General features: G+C 74.2%; 16 protein-coding genes. 4 read left to right on the top strand and 12 right to left on the bottom strand.

What is annotated here, in order from left to right; translation table 11 throughout:
- Positions 1–48 precede the first annotated feature (48 nt).
- Positions 49–1,317, top strand: a complete 1,269-nt coding sequence (locus tag ABH937_RS07445) for an AAA family ATPase (protein ID WP_370145795.1) — start codon at positions 49–51, stop codon at positions 1,315–1,317.
- Positions 1,318–1,436: 119 nt separating this feature from the next.
- Here ABH937_RS07445 and ABH937_RS07440 read toward each other — a convergent pair whose 3' ends face one another.
- The 7 genes from ABH937_RS07440 to ABH937_RS07410 all read right to left on the bottom strand — a co-directional run bounded on the left by ABH937_RS07440 (position 1,437) and on the right by ABH937_RS07410 (position 7,840).
- On the bottom strand, positions 1,437–1,856 hold the full coding sequence (locus ABH937_RS07440) for a hypothetical protein (protein WP_280688231.1): 420 nt from the start codon (positions 1,854–1,856) through the stop codon (positions 1,437–1,439).
- Between the two features lie 183 nt (positions 1,857–2,039).
- Positions 2,040–3,251 (bottom strand): sensor histidine kinase, encoded by a 1,212-nt coding sequence (locus tag ABH937_RS07435; RefSeq protein ID WP_280688234.1) that lies wholly within the window; start codon positions 3,249–3,251, stop codon positions 2,040–2,042.
- Positions 3,248–4,975, bottom strand: coding sequence for a cation acetate symporter (locus tag ABH937_RS07430; RefSeq protein WP_280688236.1), 1,728 nt, complete (start codon positions 4,973–4,975; stop codon positions 3,248–3,250). The genes ABH937_RS07435 and ABH937_RS07430 overlap by 4 nt, the downstream gene beginning before the upstream one ends.
- Positions 4,972–5,358 (bottom strand): DUF485 domain-containing protein, encoded by a 387-nt coding sequence (locus ABH937_RS07425; protein WP_370217625.1) that lies wholly within the window; start codon positions 5,356–5,358, stop codon positions 4,972–4,974. The genes ABH937_RS07430 and ABH937_RS07425 overlap by 4 nt, the downstream gene beginning before the upstream one ends.
- A gap of 202 nt (positions 5,359–5,560) precedes the next feature.
- Positions 5,561–5,830 carry a hypothetical protein gene (locus ABH937_RS07420; protein ID WP_370217624.1) on the bottom strand — a complete coding sequence of 90 codons (270 nt, stop codon included), beginning with the start codon at positions 5,828–5,830 and terminating at the stop codon, positions 5,561–5,563.
- Between the two features lie 187 nt (positions 5,831–6,017).
- Positions 6,018–6,917: a response regulator transcription factor gene (locus ABH937_RS07415; protein ID WP_280688241.1), complete on the bottom strand. Its 900-nt coding sequence runs from the start codon at positions 6,915–6,917 to the stop codon at positions 6,018–6,020.
- A 59-nt stretch (positions 6,918–6,976) separates the two neighbouring features.
- Complete coding sequence (locus ABH937_RS07410) at positions 6,977–7,840, bottom strand: class E sortase (RefSeq protein ID WP_370217622.1); 864 nt, start codon at positions 7,838–7,840, stop codon at positions 6,977–6,979.
- Between the two features lie 146 nt (positions 7,841–7,986).
- Here ABH937_RS07410 and ABH937_RS07405 point away from each other — a divergent pair, with 146 nt between their 5' ends.
- A complete protein-coding gene (locus ABH937_RS07405) occupies positions 7,987–8,832 on the top strand; it encodes an alpha/beta fold hydrolase (RefSeq protein WP_370217621.1) in 846 nt (281 codons plus the stop codon).
- 63 nt (positions 8,833–8,895) lie between these two features.
- On the opposite strand, the gene ABH937_RS07400 is transcribed toward ABH937_RS07405, so the two are convergent.
- From ABH937_RS07400 to ABH937_RS07390, 3 genes are all read right to left on the bottom strand, one after another.
- Positions 8,896–9,543, bottom strand: a complete 648-nt coding sequence (locus tag ABH937_RS07400; RefSeq protein WP_280688247.1) for a hypothetical protein — start codon at positions 9,541–9,543, stop codon at positions 8,896–8,898.
- Positions 9,544–9,630: 87 nt separating this feature from the next.
- Positions 9,631–12,348, bottom strand: coding sequence for a BTAD domain-containing putative transcriptional regulator (locus ABH937_RS07395; protein WP_370217620.1), 2,718 nt, complete (start codon positions 12,346–12,348; stop codon positions 9,631–9,633).
- Between the two features lie 120 nt (positions 12,349–12,468).
- Positions 12,469–13,326, bottom strand: coding sequence for an SGNH/GDSL hydrolase family protein (locus tag ABH937_RS07390; RefSeq protein ID WP_370217619.1), 858 nt, complete (start codon positions 13,324–13,326; stop codon positions 12,469–12,471).
- A 167-nt stretch (positions 13,327–13,493) separates the two neighbouring features.
- On the opposite strand from ABH937_RS07390, the gene ABH937_RS07385 reads away from it, so the two are divergent.
- The gene (locus ABH937_RS07385) at positions 13,494–16,355 is read left to right on the top strand and encodes a BTAD domain-containing putative transcriptional regulator (protein WP_370217618.1); all 2,862 of its coding nucleotides are present in this window, start codon (positions 13,494–13,496) and stop codon (positions 16,353–16,355) included.
- A gap of 44 nt (positions 16,356–16,399) precedes the next feature.
- Here the strand turns inward: ABH937_RS07385 and ABH937_RS07380 are convergent, their stop codons facing one another.
- Positions 16,400–16,963, bottom strand: a complete 564-nt coding sequence (locus ABH937_RS07380; protein WP_280688255.1) for a sigma-70 family RNA polymerase sigma factor — start codon at positions 16,961–16,963, stop codon at positions 16,400–16,402.
- A 506-nt stretch (positions 16,964–17,469) separates the two neighbouring features.
- Here ABH937_RS07380 and ABH937_RS07375 point away from each other — a divergent pair.
- Positions 17,470–18,027 carry a hypothetical protein gene (locus ABH937_RS07375; RefSeq protein WP_370217617.1) on the top strand — a complete coding sequence of 186 codons (558 nt, stop codon included), beginning with the start codon at positions 17,470–17,472 and terminating at the stop codon, positions 18,025–18,027.
- A 106-nt stretch (positions 18,028–18,133) separates the two neighbouring features.
- Here the strand turns inward: ABH937_RS07375 and ABH937_RS07370 are convergent, their stop codons facing one another.
- Positions 18,134–18,757 (bottom strand): type VII secretion system-associated protein, encoded by a 624-nt coding sequence (locus ABH937_RS07370; protein ID WP_370217616.1) that lies wholly within the window; start codon positions 18,755–18,757, stop codon positions 18,134–18,136.
- Between the last annotated feature and the right edge of the window lie 21 nt (positions 18,758–18,778).

Raw genomic sequence — 18,778 nt, 5'->3', positions numbered from 1 at the left:
TGAAGGTCGTCACCAGCCCTGCGCAAGGCGGAGATCAGGAGGCCACAGATGGCAGCAGCAGTGGGCGCCACCACCGTCGTCACGCTCGACCCCGGTTTCTGGGGGGACGCTCCGGACTACACGCCGGCTTCGCTGCCGGCCAGGGCGGCAGCGGCAGCGGACGGTCCGGAGCAACTGCCGGAGTGGGCCACGCCGATGGATGCCCTCGGGACGGTGCTGGTGCCGCCGGAGGCGCGGCGGCCCGGGCCGGTGCTGCCCGGGCCGGCCGAGGAGGCGTCGGCGGCGGTCACGCTCCCGCTGCCGCCGTACCAGCCGGAGCCGGCCCCCCAGCAGCCGGCCAGTCAGCAGCCGGTCGCCGAGCAGACCGCGCTGGGGCACACCGCCGCCGTCGAGCTCAGCTCCGACCGGTTGGTCCGGCGGCAGCCGCAGCGTTCGCAGCGGAGTCTGCCGTTCGGGCGGGGCGGGCGGCAGCGGGACGAGAAGCTGAAGTTGATCCGCACGCCGCTGGCCAGTTGCTACCGGATCGCCGTGATCAGCCTCAAGGGCGGGGTCGGCAAGACCTCGGTCACCATGGGGCTGGGTGCCACGCTGGCCGGGGAGCGGGCCGACAAGGTGATCGCCGTCGACGCCAACCCGGACGCCGGGACGCTGGGGCGCCGGGTGCGTCCGGAGACCACCGCGACCATCCGCGACCTGGTCGACGCCCTGCCGCAGGTGCGCAGTTACATGGACATCCGGCGCTTCACCTCGCAGACCAGAGCCGGGCTCGAGGTGCTCGCCAACGACGTCGACCCGGCCGTCTCCACCGCCTTCGACGACCGGGACTACCGGCAGGTGATGGATGTGCTCAGCACCCAGTACCCGCTGGTGCTGACCGACTCGGGCACCGGCCTGCTCTACAGCGCGATGCGCGGCGTGCTGGACCTCGCCGACCAGTTGATCGTCGCGGCGACGCCGAGCGTGGACGGCGCGAGCAGTGCCAGCACCACCCTGGAGTGGCTGGCCGCCAACGGCTACCAGGACCTGGTCGCGCGGAGCATCACGGTGATCTCCGGCGTCCGCGACACCAGCCGGCTCATCCGGCTGGACGACATGGTCACGCACTTCGAGACCCGCTGCCGCGGCGTCGTGGTCGTCCCCTTCGACGAACACCTGGCGACCGGCGCGGAGATCGAGCTGGACAAGCTGCGGCCGAAGACGCGTGGTGCCTACCTGGACCTGGCGGCGATGGTCGGCGAGGAGATGCAGCGCGCCCGGCTCGCCGCCGGGATACACCTCTCGCCCAAGCAGCACCGCGCGGCGGTGGCGGCGGGCTGAGCCTGGCCCGCCAGAAGACGGAGAAGCACGCATCCCCGGCCGAAGCACCTTGTGCGGCCGGGGATGTGACGTATCGTCAATCAACGTTCAAGCGTTCAGAGGTTCAAACGTTCAAAGGTTCAGGAGAGCGCCGCGATCAGCCGCTGGACGCCGTCCTCGCCGAAGCGGTGGATGAGCAGGGTGATCCAGTCCAGCGCCACGGCTCGGTCGGCCGCCGACCACTCGTCGACCGAGGGGTGCTCGTCCAGCACCATCGCCTCGGCCAACACCCGCATGCCGAGTTCGGGCTGGGGCAGCGGGCCGCTGCCCAGCCCCTCGGTGGCCAGTCGCCGGGCGACCGTGATGACCGCGTCCGCGGGGGCCGGCGGGACCGCCAGACCGGTGCCGAGCGGCAGTGAGGTGGCCGACCACGGGTCGACGTCCGCTTCGCGCTCCGCGTCGGTGGCGAGGCCGGTCGTCGGCTCGGCCAGCCACCCGGCAATCAGGCCTCGGACTTCGTCCTCGCCGAACGTGTCCCGCTCCCCATCGGCATCGTTCACGGCGACAAGTCTGCCACGCGGGCCGATCATTGTCGTACTCATCCGGTCCCCGTCTCGTCTGTGGCTCGAGCGGCCCGCGAGGCGCGCGAACCGCTGACGTGCAGGAGAACGGGACGGCGCGGACCGCCGGTTCAGGCGGCCGGTCCGGGCTGCCCTTTCAGGCAACTGGTTCAAGCGGCCGGTTCAGGCAGCCGGTCCGGGCGGGGCGGTGACCTGGACGCCCGGGTGGTACTTGGGGATCCGGACGGTGATCTTCATGCCGGCGCCGACCCCGGTCTCGATCATCAGGCCGTGGTCGTCCCCGTAGACCTGCCGCATCCGCTCGTCCACGTTGCTCAGGCCGATGCCGTGCGAAGGCCCGCCCCGGCCGGCCAGGATCTCGCGCAGCCGCTCGGGCTCCACGCCGACGCCGTCGTCCTCGATCACCACCACCGCCTCCGAGCCACCGTCGTCGGCCGTGATGACGATCCGGCTGGCGTCGGGGTGGCCCTCGATGCCGTGCTTGACGGCGTTCTCCACCAGCGGCTGGAGGCAGAGGAAGGGCAGCGCCACCGGCAGCACCTCGGGCGCCACCCGCAGGGTGACCCGAAGCCGGTCCCCGAACCGGGCCCGGACCAGGGCGAGGTACTGGTCGATGGAGCGCAACTCGTCGGCGAGGGAGGTGAAGTCGCCGTGCCGGCGGAACGAGTAGCGGGTGAAGTCGGCGAACTCCAGCAGCAGTTCGCGGGCCCGGTCCGGGTCGGTGCGGACGAAGGAGGCGATCGCGGCCAGCGAGTTGAAGATGAAGTGCGGGGAGATCTGCGCCCGCAGGGTGCGGATCTCGGCCTCGATCAGCCGGCTGCGGGAGCGGTCCAGCTCGGCCAGCTCCAGCTGGACGGCGACCCAGCGGGCGACCTCGCCGGTGGCCCGGAGCAGCGCCGGCGACTCGTCGGGGCCGAAGGCCGCGAGCGCGCCGAGCACCCGGCCGTCCACCTCCAGCGGCGCCACCGCCGCCCAGCGCAGGTCGCAGCCGGGCACCGTGCACGCCACCCCGACCACCCGCGGGCGCCCGTCCGCCAGCACGTCGGCGACCAGGACCATCGCCTCGGCCCGGTGGTGGTCCCCGGCGCCGTCCCAGGTGAGCGCGGTGTCCAGGTCGGTGAGGCAGAGCGCCGGGGTGCCGAGCAGCGAGCGCAGCCGGCGGACGGCCTTGCGGGCGGTGTCCTCGGTCAGCCCGGCGCGCAGCGGCGGGGCGGCCAGCGCGGCGGTGTGCAGGGTGTGGAAGGTGGCGCGCTCGACGGGTGTGCCCAGGTCGCGCTCGTCCCGGGTCCGGCGGCGGCTCAGCGTCCACTGGAGCGCGGCTCCGGCGGCGACGCAGCACAGTGCGCCGAGCAGCAGGGCGAGTGCCTCGATCATCGGCGGACGCCTCCTGGGCTGCGGGTGGGTCGGGTGGGCTCGGGCAGGTGCAGGCGCGCCAGGGTGGCGTCCGTCCGGGGCGGCACGCTGCCGGGGGTGGCGAGCGAGACCGTGATCATCACCAGGAAGCCCAGCGGGACGCTCCACACCGCCGGCCAGGCGAGCAGCGCGTGCGGCCAGCCGACCGGGAACCAGTCGGCCATGGTGAGGCCGGCCGCCACGAGGGCGGCGCCGCCGCCGGTGACGGCACCGGCGATCGCGCCCGGCGGGGTCAACCGGCGCCACCAGATGCCGAGCACCAGCATCGGGCAGAACGAGGAGGCGGCGACCGCGAAGGCCAGTCCGACCGCGTCGGCCACCGGCAGGTCCGAGGCGACCAGCGTGAAGACGGTCGGCGCGGCCACCGCCAGCACGGTGGCGCGCTGGAAGCCCTTGATGCCGACCGACGGCAGCACGTCCTGGTGCAGCACGCCGGCCAGCGAGACGGCCAGGCCGGAGGAGGTGGCGAGGAAGGCCGCGAACGCGCCGCCGGCCAGCAGCGCGCCGAGCAGCGCGCCACCGGTGCCGCCGAGCAGCCGTTCCGGCAGCACCAGCACGGCCGCGTCGGTGTTCCCGGTGAGCGCCAGGTCCGGGGCGTAGACCCGGGCCAGCGCCCCGTAGATCGGGGGCATCAGGTAGAAGACGCCGAGCAGACCGAGCACCACGAGCGTGGTGCGGCGAGCCGCCCGGCCGTTGGGGCTGGTGTAGAAGCGGACCACCACGTGCGGCAGCCCCATGGCGCCGAGGAAGGTGGCCAGGATCAACCCGTAGACGGCGTACAGCGGGTGGGAGCCGTGGTCGGCGGACGGGGGGCGGCCCCAGGGCGAGCCGGCCGCGCCGTCGACCCGGCTCGGCACCTGGGCGTGCGCGGGGAAGGTCAGGTCGGTGTGGCCGGCCACGGTGTGGACGCCCGCGGTGAGCGCCAGCGGGACCTGCTCGTAGGCCTGGCCGTCCAGGGTGCCGTCCACGGTCACCTGGACCGGGTCGGGCACCCGGATCCGGACCGCCTGGTCCACCTGGACCACGGTGGTCTTCTGGAAGACCGGGTGCTGGACCTGGCCGGTGGGCGAGCCGTCGGCGTGCCAGGCCAGCAGCAGGAAGATCAGCGGGACCAGCAACGCGGTCAGCTTGAGCCAGTACTGGAAGGCCTGGACGAAGGTGATGCTGCGCATCCCGCCGGCCATCACGTTGGCGGTGACCACCACGGCGACCAGCACGCCGCCGACCCAGCGCGGCGCTCCGGTGACGGTCTGCAGGGTCAGCCCGGCGCCCTGGAGCTGCGGCAGCAGGTAGAGCCAGCCGATGCCGAGCGCGAAGGCGCTGGCCACCCGCCGGACCTGGCGGGACTCCAGCCTGGCCTCGGCGAAGTCGGGCAGCGTGTAGGCGCCGGAGCGGCGCAGCGGGGCGGCGACGAAGAGCAGCATCACCAGGTAGCCGGCGGTGTAGCCGACCGGGTACCAGAGCACCTCCCGACCCTGGGTGAGCACCAGGCCCGCGATGCCGAGGAAGGAGGCCGCGGAGAGGTACTCGCCGCTGATCGCCGCGCCGTTGAGCCGGGGGTTGACCATCCGGGAGGCGACGTAGAAGTCGGAGGTGGTGCGCGAGACCCGCAGGCCCAGCGCGCCGATCAGGACCGTCGCCGCCGAGACCACCGCGACCGCGACGAGCGCGTAGGAGCCGCTCATCCGGTCGTCCCGGCCGCGCCGTCGTCCGGTGGCCTGCTCTCGTTCGCCTCGGCACGTGCGACGTACCAGCGGCCGATCAGCCAGAGCACCGGGTAGCTGAGCACGCCCAGCACCACCCAGACCGTGTTCACGCCGGCGATGCTGCTGCCGGCCAGGCCCGGTGCCACGGCGAAGAGCAGCGGGAGCAAGGCGATCAGCAGCACCAGGGCGGCCGCGGCGGTGAGGGAGGTGCGCAGCTGACGCCGGATCAGCGCGCTGACGGCGGGATCGGCGGCCTCGGCCGGCGGGGGCGCGGGGGCCGAGCCTCTGGGAGCCGGGACCCGTCCGGCGCGCGGTCCGCCGGTGACCAGCTCGCGGCGCGGGCGCGGCTCCTCTGCGGTCACGGTGCTTCCCTCCGCGTCGGCATGCGCGCATGTGCGCACACATGCGCGCATGGCACGGCAGCCGCCTGCCGCTGTCGGTGTCTTGAGTCGCACAGTGTACGCATCCGGTCGGATGCGGTCATCACCGATCACCACGGGAAAACACACGGAAAATACAGTGAAAACAGGGGAGAAACCGGCGGTGACGGGCGGCTGCCCGGGGTCAGCGGCCGGACGTCCCGGACGCCGCGGTGTGGGCGATCTGCAGCTCCACGAAGGACTCCTCGGCCCGGCGGAAGGCGATCTCCATCGCGGCCGCCGCTGGGGCACTCGCCAGCCCCCGGCTGGCCTCGGAGACCTCCAGGAGCACATCGGCCCACCAGGCCGCCACCGTCTTCAACCGCCCCAGGTGCTCGGCGAGTTCGCGAGGATTGGTGGGTGTCCCGGCCGGGAGGCGATGGACCTCGACCAGCAGCTCATCGATGTGGGACACCCCTGGTTCCTCCTAGCTCGGTCCGCCGTCCGCAGGACATCCCGCGGTCCCCTTCACGGCGCGGGACCAGGGCCAACGATAGGGCAACCCCCTCTGCGCGGAGGGCATTCGGCGAGCCCCGTCGCCGTACGGCGGCTCTGGTGCGCCGTACGGCAGCGGCGCGGCGACGAACGGTCGCGGCAGGCCGCTACCCCGGGCCGTTGGTGGCCCGGCGGACCAGCAGATCGCGCAGCGCCCGGGCGTTGCGGCGGCTCACCGCGAGCAGCTCACCGCCGACCCGGACGCTCACCGCGCCGCCCTCCGTCTGCAGTTCCTGCACCGCGCGCAGCGCCACCAGATAGCGGCGGTGGATCCGGACGAACCCCTGCGCGCGCCACCGCTCCTCCAGGGTGGCGAGCGGGATCCGGACCAGGTGGCTGCCGGTGGCGGTGTACAGGCGGGCGTAGTCGCCCTGCGCCTGGGCGTAGTCGATCTGGTCGACCGGGACGAACCGGGTGATGCCGCCCAGCTCGACCGGGATCACGTCGTCCGCCGGGAGCGGGGCGGCGGGCGGCTCGGCGTGATCGGGTGCCCGCGCGGGTCCGGCGAGCGCCGGCGGCACTGGCGGCACTGGCGAGACCGACGGGACCGACGGGGCTGACGGCGCGGCGGGCTCCGGCGGCGCCACGGGCGCGGCCGGCGGCGCGGCACGGTCCGGCTCGACCCGCTCGCAGACCCGGCGGACCGCCTCGGCCAGGCGCTCCCGGCGGACCGGCTTCAGCACGTAGTCGACCGCCTTGAGGTCGAAGGCCTGGACGGCGTACCCCTCGTGGGCGGTGACGAAGACGATGGCCAGCGGCTTGGCGAAGCCGGCCAGCAGCCGCGCGGTGTCCAGGCCGTTGAGCCCCGGCATGTTGATGTCGAGGAAGACCACGTCCAGCCGGTTGTCCCCGTCGTTCCCGGTCTCCAGGGCCTGGCCGATCCGCCGCAGCGCCTCGGTCGCGTTGCCCGCCCCGTCCGCCCGCTCGACCCGGGGGTCGGCGCGCAGCAGGTAGAGCAGCTCCTCGAGGGCCGGGGGTTCGTCGTCCACCGCCAGTACACGTAGCACGGCGATGGAGTCTAGTGCCGCGTCAGGCAACAGGGCCTGTCCGGGCGTGGCGTCCCCGTTCACAGGCCGGGGATCCCGGTGGGCTGGGCGGAGCGCGGGACGACCTTCACCAGTTGCCCGAAGCGGATCAGCCGGCCCGCCGAGCTGTACTCGGGCGTGCAGGTGGTCAGGGTCAGGTAGCGGCCCGGCGCGGTGAAGCCGGAGCCGGCCGGGATCGGGGCCAGTACGCCGACGTCCCCGGTGGCGACCTGGGGGATGCCGCCGGTGAAGGCGTAGACGAAGAACTCCTCCGCCGTCTCGACCACGGCCTCGTCGCCCGGCTTGAGCTCGGCCAGCCGGTTGAACGGCGCGCCGTGGGTGGTGCGGTGCGCGGCCAGCGCGAAGTTGCCCAGGCCCTGCCAGGGGAAGGCGGTCTCCTGGGCGCCGGAGTAATGGCCGATCAGTCCGTGGTCGAGCACGGTGGTGGTGTCGGTGCCCTCGGCGATCGCGGTGTCGAGGCCGATCGCGGGGACGTGCAGCACGGCGAAGGCCTGGCCCTCGGCGTAGTGCTGGGGGTAGCTGCCGGTCGCGGTGAGGCCATGGGCAGCGGTGGCGGTCGGGCTCGGGACGGCGGTCGGGGTCGGGACGGCGGACGGGCTAGCGGGCGCGGCGGACGGCTTCGACGCGGCCGCCGCCTGGCTCCAGCCGCGCTCGACACCGGCGGTGACCTGAGCGGCCTGGTCACGGGCCTGCTGGTCACCGATGGTGAACTCGTAGACCAGCGGCAGCGGCAGCCCGATCCCCAGCGCCAGCAGCGCCGCCCCGCTCCCCCGGGAGAGCCGCAGCCGCCGCTGCCGCGCCCGCTTGCGCGCCGCCGCGCGCTGGACGCTCCACGACCACCGGCTGAGCTGGCGGTCGGGCGGGTTCGGGTCACCGGTCGGCATGACGACTCCCGTCAGGTGCGGAACTGCGGACAAGGCGCCGGAATCCACCGGCACTTGTGGAACACGGCCCGGAGCCGGTGCCGGGTTCACCGAGGCGGTGTGGTCTGATCATCAGGCCTCACGCGCCACCGACAGGAGCTGACCCCATGTCAACAGCCACCGCCACCCAGCTGGTCATCGGCCAGCACACCTTCGACGCCCTGGTCGCCGGGCCGGCCGACGGCGAACTCGTCCTGCTGCTGCACGGGTTCCCCGAGTTCGCGGACTGCTGGACCGAGCAGCTCGACGCCCTCGCCGCAGCCGGCTACCGCGCTCTCGCGGTGGACCAGCGCGGCTACTCCCCCGGCGCCCGGCCCGAGGCCGTCGAGGAGTACGCCGTCGAGAAGCTGGTCGCGGACGCCCTCGGCTTCGCCGACGCCCTCGGCGCCGAGCGCTTCCACCTGGTCGCCCACGACTGGGGCGGCCTGGTCGCCTGGGCGCTGGCCTGGGCCCACCCGGAGCGGCTGCGCAGCCTCACCGTGCTCGCCACCCCGCACCCCGAGGCCCTCTACCGAGCCCTCACCGGCGACGGCGACCAGCGGGAACGCTCCCAGTACGTCCGGCACTTCCGGCTGCCCGGGCACGTCGCCGAGCAGGGGCTGCTGGCGGACGACGCGGCCACGCTGCGCGCGCTCTACCGCGGCGCGCTGTCGCCGGAGCTGATCGAGTCCAACGTGAAGCGGCTGACCGAGCCGGGGGCGCTGACCGGCGGGATCAACTGGTACCGCGCGCTCAACGAGGAACTGCGGGTGCCGGCCGGCGAGATCACCGTGCCCACCCTCTTCGTCTGGGGCACCGAAGACCGCGCGCTGGGCCGCGAGGCCGCCGAGCTGACGGCGGACCACGTCAAGGCGCCGTACCGCTTCGTGGCCCTGGAGGGCGCCACCCACTGGCTGCCCGAGGCCGACGCCGAGCGGATCATGCCGCTGCTGCTGGAGCACCTGGCCGGCTGAGCCTTCCGGACGGTCCGCAGGCCCGTCGCGGGGAGTCGACGGGCCTGCGGGAGTGCGCCCGCGTCAGTGGTGACGCGCGGCGCGGCGGGTGAAGAAGAGGACGGCGCCACCGGCGGCCAGCAGGGCGGCGGCCCCACCGGCGATGCCCGTCACGTTGCCGGCACCGGTGAAGGCGAGCTGCTGGCCCTTGGGCGAGGCGCTCGCGGTCGGGCTCGACGGAACCACGGCCGCCGGCTTGGACGGCGAGGCGGTCGGCGTCGCGCTCTGCGACGAGCTCGGGGTGACCGACGGGCTCGCGGGGACGCTCTTGGTCGGGGTCGGGGTCGGGGTCGGGCTCGGCGACGGGCTGGCCGGCGCGCACTTGGGCTCGGCGACCGTGGTGACCGAGGCGTGCACGTCCTCGCCCGGGAGGTCGAACTTGACCGTCCAGGTGGTCCCGGCACCCGCGTAGGGGACGGTGAAGTCGGCGGTGCCGCCGCCCTTGACCGTGCCCTTGACGGTGTCGCTCGTCCTGTCGTTGCCGATCACGAACGAACCCTCGTGCGAGTCCTTGTCCGTCACCGTGAGGACGATCTTGCCGGGCTCGTCCTTGCAGGTCGCGGTGAGCGTGACGCTGCCCGGCGCCCAGGCGTACGCGGTGCCCGCACCGCAGATCACGGACGCGGCGAGGCCGGCCGTACCGAGAGCGACCGCGGCCCTCTTGCGAGTCATGCTGTCTCCATCTGTCTCAGGTGTCTCGCCCGAAGGCCGGGCGCACCCCGCAGAACGGGCCCGCCGCCACCCCTGGTTCAGAGCTCGCTACCCCCGGTTCGGACCGTGGTTCAGCCTGGCCACCAGCTCGCCGCCCTCCGCCACGAACTGATCCCGCTGCGGGAACGCCTCCTGGGCCATCGCCAGAACCGGCTCCAGCACGCCCCGGGCGAGTTCCAGCGCCTCCCCGGGCCGGCCGAGCAACTCCAGCACCAGCGCCCGCTCCAGTACCAGCCAGCGGTGCTCCTCCTCCGTGCACACCTCGCCGAGCGCCAGCGCCCGTTCGACGTACCGCAGGGCCGACTCCGGGTCGCCGCAACTGCGGGCCAGCCGGCTGCACCGGCGCAGCACCGCCGCCAGGACCCGTGGTTCGTCCAGGGCCTGCGCGCAGCCCACCGCGGCCTCCCAGACGGCGAGGCAGGCCATCGGCGGCCGGCCCAGCGCCTCGCCGCAGATCGCCAGCCGGATCTGGCCGGCGCACAGGTTGCGCAGGTCCCCGGCGGCCATCGCGGTGGCCACGGCCCGTTCCAGGTGGGGCAGGCCCTCCTCGGGGCGGCCGGCCCGGGTCAACGCGAGCCCCAGCTGCCCGGTGAGCCGGCCGACGGCGGTGGGCGAACCTGTCGCCTCTGCGGCGCGCAGGCCGATGGTCGCGGTGGTCAGCCAGTGCCGGGCCGGGTCGGAACGCCAGTAGAGCGTGCTGAGGTTCTCCACCAGCCGCCAGGCGTGCCCGGCGCGGCCCAGCCGGGCGGCCTCCTGGATCAGGAAGCGCAGCTCCGGCTCGTGCTCGCCGTACCATTCCTGCTCCTCGACCCCGGTCTCCCAGGAGGGCAGGCCCGGCGGCTGCGGTCCGGCCGGGCGCTCCACCGACCACCAGAAGACCGCGAACGGCTCCGCCGCCGCGGCGCTGACCGCCAACCCGAAGTCGAGCAGCCGCTCGAAGGCCTCGTCCCGCTCCTCGGTGGGGACGGTCTCCGCCAGCAGGTGGGTGGAGTAGCGGCGGATCAGGCTGGAGCGGGTGTAACGACCGGGCCGTTCCTCGGAGATCAGGTGGTAGGCGGCCAGGATGCCCAGCGCGAACCGGGCCAGGGTGAGGTCGCAGCCGAGCAGCGTCGCCGCCACCCCGGGGTTGATCCTGCCCCCGGAGCAGAGCCCGAGCAGTGCCAGCAACCGCGCTGACACCGGCGGAAGTTGACGATACGTCAGAGCGAGGGTGGCCCTGATGCCGATGCCGCCGAAGGTGTCCAGGCCGGCCAGGCCGGTCTGTTCGTCCTCGATCTCGGCCACCAGTTGCGCCACCGTCCACCCCGGCCGGACCGCCAGCCGGGAGGCGCAGATCCGCAGCGCGAGCGGCAGCCGGTCGCAGAGCCCGGCGAGGCGCCGGGCGGCCGCCGGATCGGCCGCCACCCGCGCCTCGCCGACGGTGGCCGTCAGCAGCGCGACGGCCTCCTCGACCGGCAGCGGCTGGAGCAGGTGCCAGGCCGCCGCGTCCTGGGCGACCAGGTCGAGCAGCGCGATCCGGCTGGTCACCACCACCGCGCAGCCCTCGCCGGCGGGCAGCAGCGCCCGGACGTCCTCGGCGGAGCGCACGTTGTCGAGCACCAGCAGCAGGCGGCGGTCCCTGGTCAGCCGTTCGAACAACTCGGCCAGCGCCTGCTCCCCGGCCGGGATCTGCTCCGGTTCCACGCCGAGCGCCAGCAGGAAGCCGCTCAGCACGTCCTGCGGATCCTTCGGATCCTGCTCGTCGAAGCCCCGGAGGTCGGCGAAGAGCCGGCCGTCGGGGTAGCGGCCGGCCGCCCGGTGGGCCCAGTCGACGGCCAGCGAGGTCTTGCCGACCCCGGCCGGGCCGACCACCACCGCCAGCGGCACCTCGCCCGGCCTCGGTTGGAGCGCCTGGTCCAGCCACTGGCTGTCGCAGGCCCGGCCGATCAGCCGGTCGACGCGGGGCAGCCGCTCCGGGCCGGCGTCGCCCACCGTCGGGCCGGCGGGATCGGCCGGGGGTGCCACAGCGTCCGGGACCGCGGCCCGGTCCGGCTCGGCGGCGGGCTCCCCGGCGAGCACCCGGCTGAGCGCCTCCCGCAGCTCGGGCCCCGGGTGGACGCCGAGCTCCGTGCGGAGCAGCGTCGCGGCCCGCCGGTAGGCCTCCAACGCCTCGGCCTGCCGGCCCGCGTGGGAGAGGCAGCGCATCAGGGCCGCGACCAGGTCCTCCCGCAGCCCTTCGGCCAGCACCGCCACCTCGAGCACCGGAATCACCCGGCCGATCCGGCCCCGCCGCAGCTCGCAGTCGGCCCAGGCCGTCAGCACGGTGAGGCGCACGTCGTAGAGCCGCACCGCCACCTCCCGCTGGAAGGCGCTGGGCGGAAGGTCCGCCATCGTGCTGCCGCGCCAGAGGCCGAGGGCCTGCTGGAGCAACTCCGAGCGCTCGTCCTGGTCCTCGGTGGCCCGGGCTCGCCGCCACAGATCCGCGAAGACCTCGCTGTCCACCAGCGACGGATCCCCGGTCAGCCGGTACCCGGAGGGGAGGGTCTGCAGGCAGAGTTCCTGCGGCAGCACCTTGCGCAGGGCCGCGACATGGCCGTGCAGTGCGGCCTTGGCCTGGGCGGGCGGCTCGCCGTCCCAGACCAGGTCGAGCAGCCGGTCGACGGAGAGTGGCTGGTTGATCTCCAGCGCCAGCGCGGCCAGCACCGCCCGGCGCTTGGGCCCGCCGATCTGCACCGCCGCGCCGCGCGCGTCGCGCAGCGCGATCGGCCCCAGCAGCAGGACCAGCATGCGGACTCCCCACGCCATCGGACTCCGGCGATCGCCGCACGTCATCGCGAGTCCGCGCCGCCTTCGGTTCGCCGAAGACTACGGGACGTGCGGCGGGCGGCGCACCCACCGGTGTGGCTGTCAGGAGCCGGTGCCCTCCTGCGGAGCGGTCGCGATGGTGTGGAGGAACTCGGCGGCGATCGCCGCGTAGCCCACGGGGTTCGGGTGCAGGTTCTGCTCGGTGCACATATAGGTGAGGCCGCAGATCTCGGCCACGTTCAGCGGCACGGGGGCGCCGCTGAAGTCGTCGGTGTGCCAGACCTGCTCGACGTCCGCGACCAGGTAGCCCGCCTGCTGGTAGGCGCCGGCCTCGGTGCTGTTGAACGCGTCCGTCAGCGGCACCGACGCCTTGGCCTCGGCCTGGCCCGCCGGGCCGGACAGCCAGGCGGCCAGCACCGGGTCGTAGGTGCCCATGCCGACCGAGACGGGCGCCCGGCCGCCGGCCGCCGCGTCGAGCCCGCTCAGGATCAGCGGCAGGTTGGTGGACACGTTCCGCATGGCCTGCGGGACGCAGGAGCTGTCGACACCGGTCGGGGTCACGCAGGCGGAGATGTCGTTGGCACCGATGTTGATGGTGAGATACGCCACCTGCCCCTGATGCGTGCTCAGGAAATCCTCGGCGGCCGCGAGCTGGCTCGGGAAGCCGGCGTAGGCGCAGTGGCCGCCGTTCAGCATGGTGACGGAGGTCTCACCGGTGCAGCCCAGCTTGACCAGCTGGAGGTTCGGGTGGGTGAGCCGGAGCCCGGCGTAGACGTCGTCCACGTAGCCCTGGTCGGTGTTGCCCTGACCTGGCTGGTAGCCCTGGGAGAGCGAGTCGCCGAGCGCGAGGTAGTAGCTGGGCTGGGCGGTGTCGGCGTGGGCGGGCAGCTGTCCGGCGGCCGCGAGGCCGAGGGCGGCGACGGTGGTGCCGAGGGTGCGGAGGGCGCGGAGCAGGCGCATGCGAGGGTCTCGATTCTTACCGGTGGGGGATGGCGGTGGACCTTCGGGGGATGGCAGGAGGACTCGAGGTTCTGTCACAGAGCACGTCAGGGGCGGTGAGCGTGGTTCAGCACGCCGTTAGACTTCGGATCCGGTGCTGTGCGGACACCGAGGTGGGAAACAGAGACATGGGCATACGGCTGCTCGGCCCGGTCGAGTTGCGGACCGGCGACGGGGGACTGGCCGAGATAGCGGGAGCGAAGCGGCGCGCGGTGCTGGCCCTGCTCGCCCTCGAACTGGGCCAGGCCGTCCCGGTGGAGCGCTTCTTCGAGCTGCTCTGGGGCGAGCAGCCGCCGGCCCAGGCCAAGGCCGCACTGCAGGGGCACATCGCGGCACTGCGCAAGGTGCTCGACGGCACCTGCTTCACGCTGCTCACCCGCTCCCCCGGCTACCAACTCGACGGGGACGCCCGGTCGGTGGACACCCGGCACTTCGAAGCCCTGGTCACCGAGGCCGCCACGACCGCCCACGACGCCGCGGCCGCGGCACTGCTCCAGTCCGCGCTCAATCTGTGGGGCGGCCCGGCGCTGGCCGACCTGCCCGACACCCCGCTGGCCCTGGCCCTGGTCGACCGCCTCGACGGCGCCCGCGTCGCCGCCGTGGAGTCCTGGGCCGAGCGGCTGCTGCGACTGGGCAGCGGCCCGCAGGCGATCCCGGCGCTGGAGCAGGCCGTGCGGGCCGACGGACTGCGCGAATCCACCGTCGCCCTGCTGATCCGCTGCTTGCGGCAGGCCGGCCGGAACTCGGCGGCGCTGGCCGCCTATCAGCACGCCCGGACCCGGCTGGACGAGGAGCTCGGCGTCAGCCCGGGCGCCGCGCTCCAGGCGGCGGCCGACCGTCTGCCGGCCACCGACGGCGCACCGGACGCCCCGTGCGATGTCGCGCCCGGCGCCGAGCCGCCGCGCGCCGGCGCCACGCTGCCCGGCGCCGGCCTCGCCGCCGCGCCCCGGGCCCACAGCGCCGCCGACCTGGTCGGCTGCCGGCTGCCCCGGCGGCCCGGTGGTTTCGTCGGCCGCGGCGCCGAGGCCCGGTGGCTGGACCGCGAGTGCGGCGCCGACCGCACCGGCGCGGGCCTGGCCGTCGTGGTCGGCCCGGCCGGCACCGGCAAGACCGCCACCGTGGTGACCTGGGCGCACGCCACGGCCCCGGGGTTCCCGGACGGCCTGCTCTTCACCGATCTGCGTGGCTTCGACCCGGCGGGCCCCACCGATCCCACCCAGGCGCTGGGCCGGTTCCTGCACGCGCTGGGTCTGCCGGAGAGTGCGATCCCGGAGGACCTGGCCGCCCGTGCGGCGCTGTTCCAGGAACGGACCAGGAACCGCCGGCTGCTGGTCGTGCTGGACAACGTCCGCCGCGCGGCCGATGTCACCCCCCTGCTGCCCGCCGGGCCCGGCTGCGCCACGGTGGTGACCAGCCGGAGCACGCTCGAGGACCTGGTGGTCGCCGAGGGCGCCGCCGTGCTGCGGCTGGAGGCGCTCGCCGAGGAGGAGGCCATCGGCCTGCTGGAGCGCCTGCTGACCCCGGCCCGGGTGCGGGCCGAGCGGGAGACGGCGGCCAGGCTGGTCGAGCTCTGCGACAAACTGCCGCTCGCGCTGCGGATCGCCGCCGCCCGGCTGACCTCCCGGCCCGGCTGGACCATCGCCGACCTGGTCGCCGAGCTGTCGGACGAACGGACCCGACTGCTCGCCCTGGACACCCAGGGCACCGCCAGCGTGACCAGTGCCCTCTCTCTGACGTACCGTCACCTCCCACCGGACGCCGCCCAGTTGCTCGGCCTGCTGGCCGCCCATCCGGGCACCGAGGTGGACGCGCTGGCGGCGGCCGCGCTGCTCGGCAGCGGGACCGGGCCGGCCCGGCACGCGCTCGGCGCACTGGCCGCCTACCACCTGCTCGGCGAGAACGCGCCGGGCCGCTACGGGCGGCACGACCTGATCCGGCTGTTCGGTGCGCAGTTGCTGGCCGAGCAGGGCGAGGGCGGCCGGCGCGGCGCCTCGGTCCGGCTGCTCGACTACTACCTGGCAGCGGCCCGAGCGGCCGCCGAACTGGTCCAGCCGGGCGGCGAGATCAGCCCCTGCGCGATCGAGCACCCGCCCGCCGCGCTGCCCCGGATCGTCGACGTGCGCTCCGCGCTGGCCTGGTTCACCGCCGAAGAGCCGACCATCCGCCGCCTGGTCACCATCGCCGCCGACCAGGGTGAGCACCAACGGGCCTGGCGGCTGGCCGCGTTGAGCTACGTCCTGTACCACGGGGCGGCCCGGCTCACCGACCAGCTGAGCTGCCTGCGGTCAGGGCTGCTGGCGGCCCGCCGCAGCGGCTCGCGGACGGCACTCGCGGCGCTGCAGGCGCTCACCGCGAGCGTGCTGGCCGACACGGGGCGGCTCGAGGAGGCGCGGGAGCTGGTCGGCGAGGCGGTCGCGGGGACCAGTGCGACGGACGGCCAGGTGCATGTGGTGGCGCTGGTCACCGATGCCAAGGTGCGGGCGAAGTCCGGCGAGATCGACCAAGCCGTGGTCGTGATCAATCGAGCCGTGGAGCTGCGCAATTGGCTGGGCCTCGGCATCGAGTCGGCCGGGCTGCTGAGCAATGCCTCGGCCCTGCACGGCATGGCCGGGCAGGTCGGCACCGCGCTGGAGCTCGCCCGGCAGGCCCGCCGGCTGCTGGCGGACCATCCCGAGGCGACCCATCACCTCTCGGCGATGGTGAACGAGGCGCACGCCCTGCAGAGCCTCGGGGAGTGGGAGGCGGCGGAAGCGGCGTGGCAGGAGACACTGGCCCGCTGCCGGAGCGCCGGACTGCTCCAGTTGCACGCCATGACGGAGCGTCAGTTCGCGGAGTTCCTGCTGGAACGCGGGCGCCCGGACGACGCCGCCGGGCATCTGCGGATCGCCGTCGAGCTGTACACGACGCGCGGGGAGCTCGCCCTGGCCCAGCAGTTGGTGGCCCAGGTGGCCGAGGTGGAGGCGCTCGTCGCGCAGCCGTCCGGGCGTTAGGGCTCGGTCGGCCGGTGGGCGGTTGACCGGTGGCGCCGGCCGCGTCACGCCAGGACGGCCAGGCCGCGCTGCTCGAGCACCGGGCGCAGCGCCCGGATCGCGTAGAAGTTGCGGGACTTGACGGTGCCGGCCGGGATCCCCAGCACGGTGGCGGCGTCGGCCACCGAGCGGCCGTTGAGGTGCAGCTCGACCAGCACCTCGCGGTGGTGCGCCGGCAGTTCGGCCAGCGCCAGGCCGATGTCGTGCGCGGCCAGCACGTCGTCGTACGGGTCGTGGATGAGGTCGGCCTCCTCGGGGACAGTGCCGTCCCCGACCTCCTGGGCGCGGGCGGCCCGCATCCGGAAGTGGTCGATGGCGATCCGGCGAGCCACCGTGAAGAGCCACGGGCGGCTCTTCTCCGGACCGCCGGCGATCGCCTCGGGGTGCTGCCAGGCCCGCAGCAGGGTCTCCTGAAGGATGTCCTCGGCCCTGCCCCGGTCGCCGCTGGTCAGCCGGAGCAGCGCGCGCAGCAGGTGCTGGCCGTGCAGTCGGTACAACTCGGCCAGCGTCTGCTGGTCCAGCGTCCGCCGCTCGGCGGTGCCGCCCTTGACCATCTCCTGTGCCTGCATCGCCACCGCTTCCCTTGCCTCGGCTCGACCCGAACGGTCGAGGTGCCCCCCTGACCGGCGGGTCCTCTCAACAGAACTCAGCGTGCCGTAGGCCGCCAACGGACTGCCAACGTTCCTAACAATTCCCGACGAGAAGGCTGTGACCTGCGGCTTTCCGGCGATGGCAAGGCGAGGCCGGCCAAGACTGCCAATTTTGGAGGCCTTCGGCGGCCGCCGGTCGACCGCTGGACCGGCGGACGGCGACCGGCGGACGGACGGCGGACGGTCGGGGGCCATTGGGGACCATCGGGGACCGGCCGACCGTCCGCCGAACGGTCGACCGTCGGACGTCACACGCCGAACGGGCGAACGGTCACCACGCGCACCAACGGCACCGCTCGCACCAACATCGCGCCAACGCCCGCGCCGAGCGGGCACTGAACCCCGGCTCCGGTGCCCCCCGTACCTCTGGCCGGGGGGCATCCACCGAACGACCAGAGACGACCAGGAACGACCGGGAGAGAGACATGGCGCGTAGCTACCGAGGTGCCTGGCGGGTCACGGTGGTCAAGAAGGCCGCCGACTGGGACAACCGGGTGCTGGTCAGGGTGCGGGGGCGGGAGATCGTGATCCCGGGCCGGGCCGGGGCCGGGCAGCTGATCGACGCGCCGGCGTGGGAGATCGAGCTCCAGCACAACTACGGTGCCGGCTGGCGGGAGAACGTCCGGACCGTGCCGCGCGCGGGCGGACGCAACAACAACGGCCTCACCAGCGAGCTGCTCTACAGCAAGGACCACGACTGGCCCGGGGACACGGTGGAGGAGAACATCGTGATCCGCCTGGACCAGGTCGGGAACCCGTACGAGGAGGAGCAGCGCGCCCCCGCCACCTCGGCGCGGACCGCCGAGCGGCCCGGTATCGCGCCCGCCGCACGGGTGTCGACGGTCTCGGGCGGCGGCGGTGTGCCCGCCACGCCCGCGGTCTCCAGGACCGTGCCCAGGACCGCCGCGACCGCGCCCGCTGTCCCCGCTACCCCCGCTACTGCCCCGGCCTCGACCGAACGCGGCTGGTCCGCGCGGGGGTGAACGCCGGCCCCACGCTGGGGCCGTGGGTGCGGCGAAGCCCGTGCCGTCCGGAGCATCGGACGGCACGGGCTTCGCCGTGACCGGGGGCAGCTCTTGGGCATCCGGATCAGGAAACCGCGGCGGCGCCCTGGGCCTCGAGCAGCGCGCGGACGTCCGCCGGGTCGATCCGCATCGAGACCGGACCGCCGAGGTTGACCATGATCCACAGCCCCTCGGGGATGTTCCCGGCCAGCCCCGCCAGCTCGACCTCACCGTAGGACTGGACCTCCGCCGCCTCCAGGTGCTCCTCCGCCGTGTACACCAGCACGGCCCGCTCCCCGTCCGGCAGTTCGACCACCTGAATGGACTTGTCCTCGCCCACGGCAAGGGCCACCGTCGCCCCGGCCAGCGCCCGCAGGACGTCCTCGGGCGAGCCGTAACCGGTGGCCGCCAGCTGGACGGCCGCGTCGACCGGGTCGGTCGGCTCCGGCCACTCGTGGGCGAGTGGCGAGGGGCGGTACTCCTCGTTCTCCTTGAACTCGGTCACCTCGCCGCCCTCGTCCCCGAGCCACTCCCCCAGCACGGCCCAGGCCGGCGGCGGCCCCTCACCCTGCCAGGTCGGGTCGACCAGGCCGATCCACTGACCGGGCGCGGCCTTCGCGGCAGCGCGGACGTAGTCGGGAATGTCCTGCGCACCGATGGCCGGTGCGACCAGTGCCTCGGCGGCACTCTCGGTGGCGATTTCGGCCACGACGGCCTCCTGATCGTTGGG

Source organism: Kitasatospora sp. GAS1066B (assembly GCF_041262605.1).
Classification (GTDB): domain Bacteria; phylum Actinomycetota; class Actinomycetes; order Streptomycetales; family Streptomycetaceae; genus Kitasatospora.
Note: the sequence above shows the minus strand (reverse complement) of the source record. Positions and strands in the feature narration are given on the sequence as shown.

Bases quoted from the DNA above. Each gene is read 5' to 3' on its own strand.
- ABH937_RS07385 (WP_370217618.1), top strand. From the start codon at position 13,494: ATGGGCATACGGCTGCTCGGCCCGGTCGAGTTGCGGACCGGCGACGGG.
- ABH937_RS07375 (WP_370217617.1), top strand. From the start codon at position 17,470: ATGGCGCGTAGCTACCGAGGTGCCTGGCGGGTCACGGTGGTCAAGAAG.
- ABH937_RS07410 (WP_370217622.1), bottom strand. From the start codon at position 7,840: ATGCCGACCGGTGACCCGAACCCGCCCGACCGCCAGCTCAGCCGGTGG.
- ABH937_RS07390 (WP_370217619.1), bottom strand. From the start codon at position 13,326: ATGCGCCTGCTCCGCGCCCTCCGCACCCTCGGCACCACCGTCGCCGCC.
- ABH937_RS07435 (WP_280688234.1), bottom strand. From the start codon at position 3,251: ATGATCGAGGCACTCGCCCTGCTGCTCGGCGCACTGTGCTGCGTCGCC.
- ABH937_RS07445 (WP_370145795.1), top strand. From the start codon at position 49: ATGGCAGCAGCAGTGGGCGCCACCACCGTCGTCACGCTCGACCCCGGT.
- ABH937_RS07395 (WP_370217620.1), bottom strand. From the start codon at position 12,348: ATGCTGGTCCTGCTGCTGGGGCCGATCGCGCTGCGCGACGCGCGCGGC.
- ABH937_RS07400 (WP_280688247.1), bottom strand. From the start codon at position 9,543: ATGACTCGCAAGAGGGCCGCGGTCGCTCTCGGTACGGCCGGCCTCGCC.
- ABH937_RS07405 (WP_370217621.1), top strand. From the start codon at position 7,987: ATGTCAACAGCCACCGCCACCCAGCTGGTCATCGGCCAGCACACCTTC.
- ABH937_RS07430 (WP_280688236.1), bottom strand. From the start codon at position 4,975: ATGAGCGGCTCCTACGCGCTCGTCGCGGTCGCGGTGGTCTCGGCGGCG.
- ABH937_RS07380 (WP_280688255.1), bottom strand. From the start codon at position 16,963: ATGCAGGCACAGGAGATGGTCAAGGGCGGCACCGCCGAGCGGCGGACG.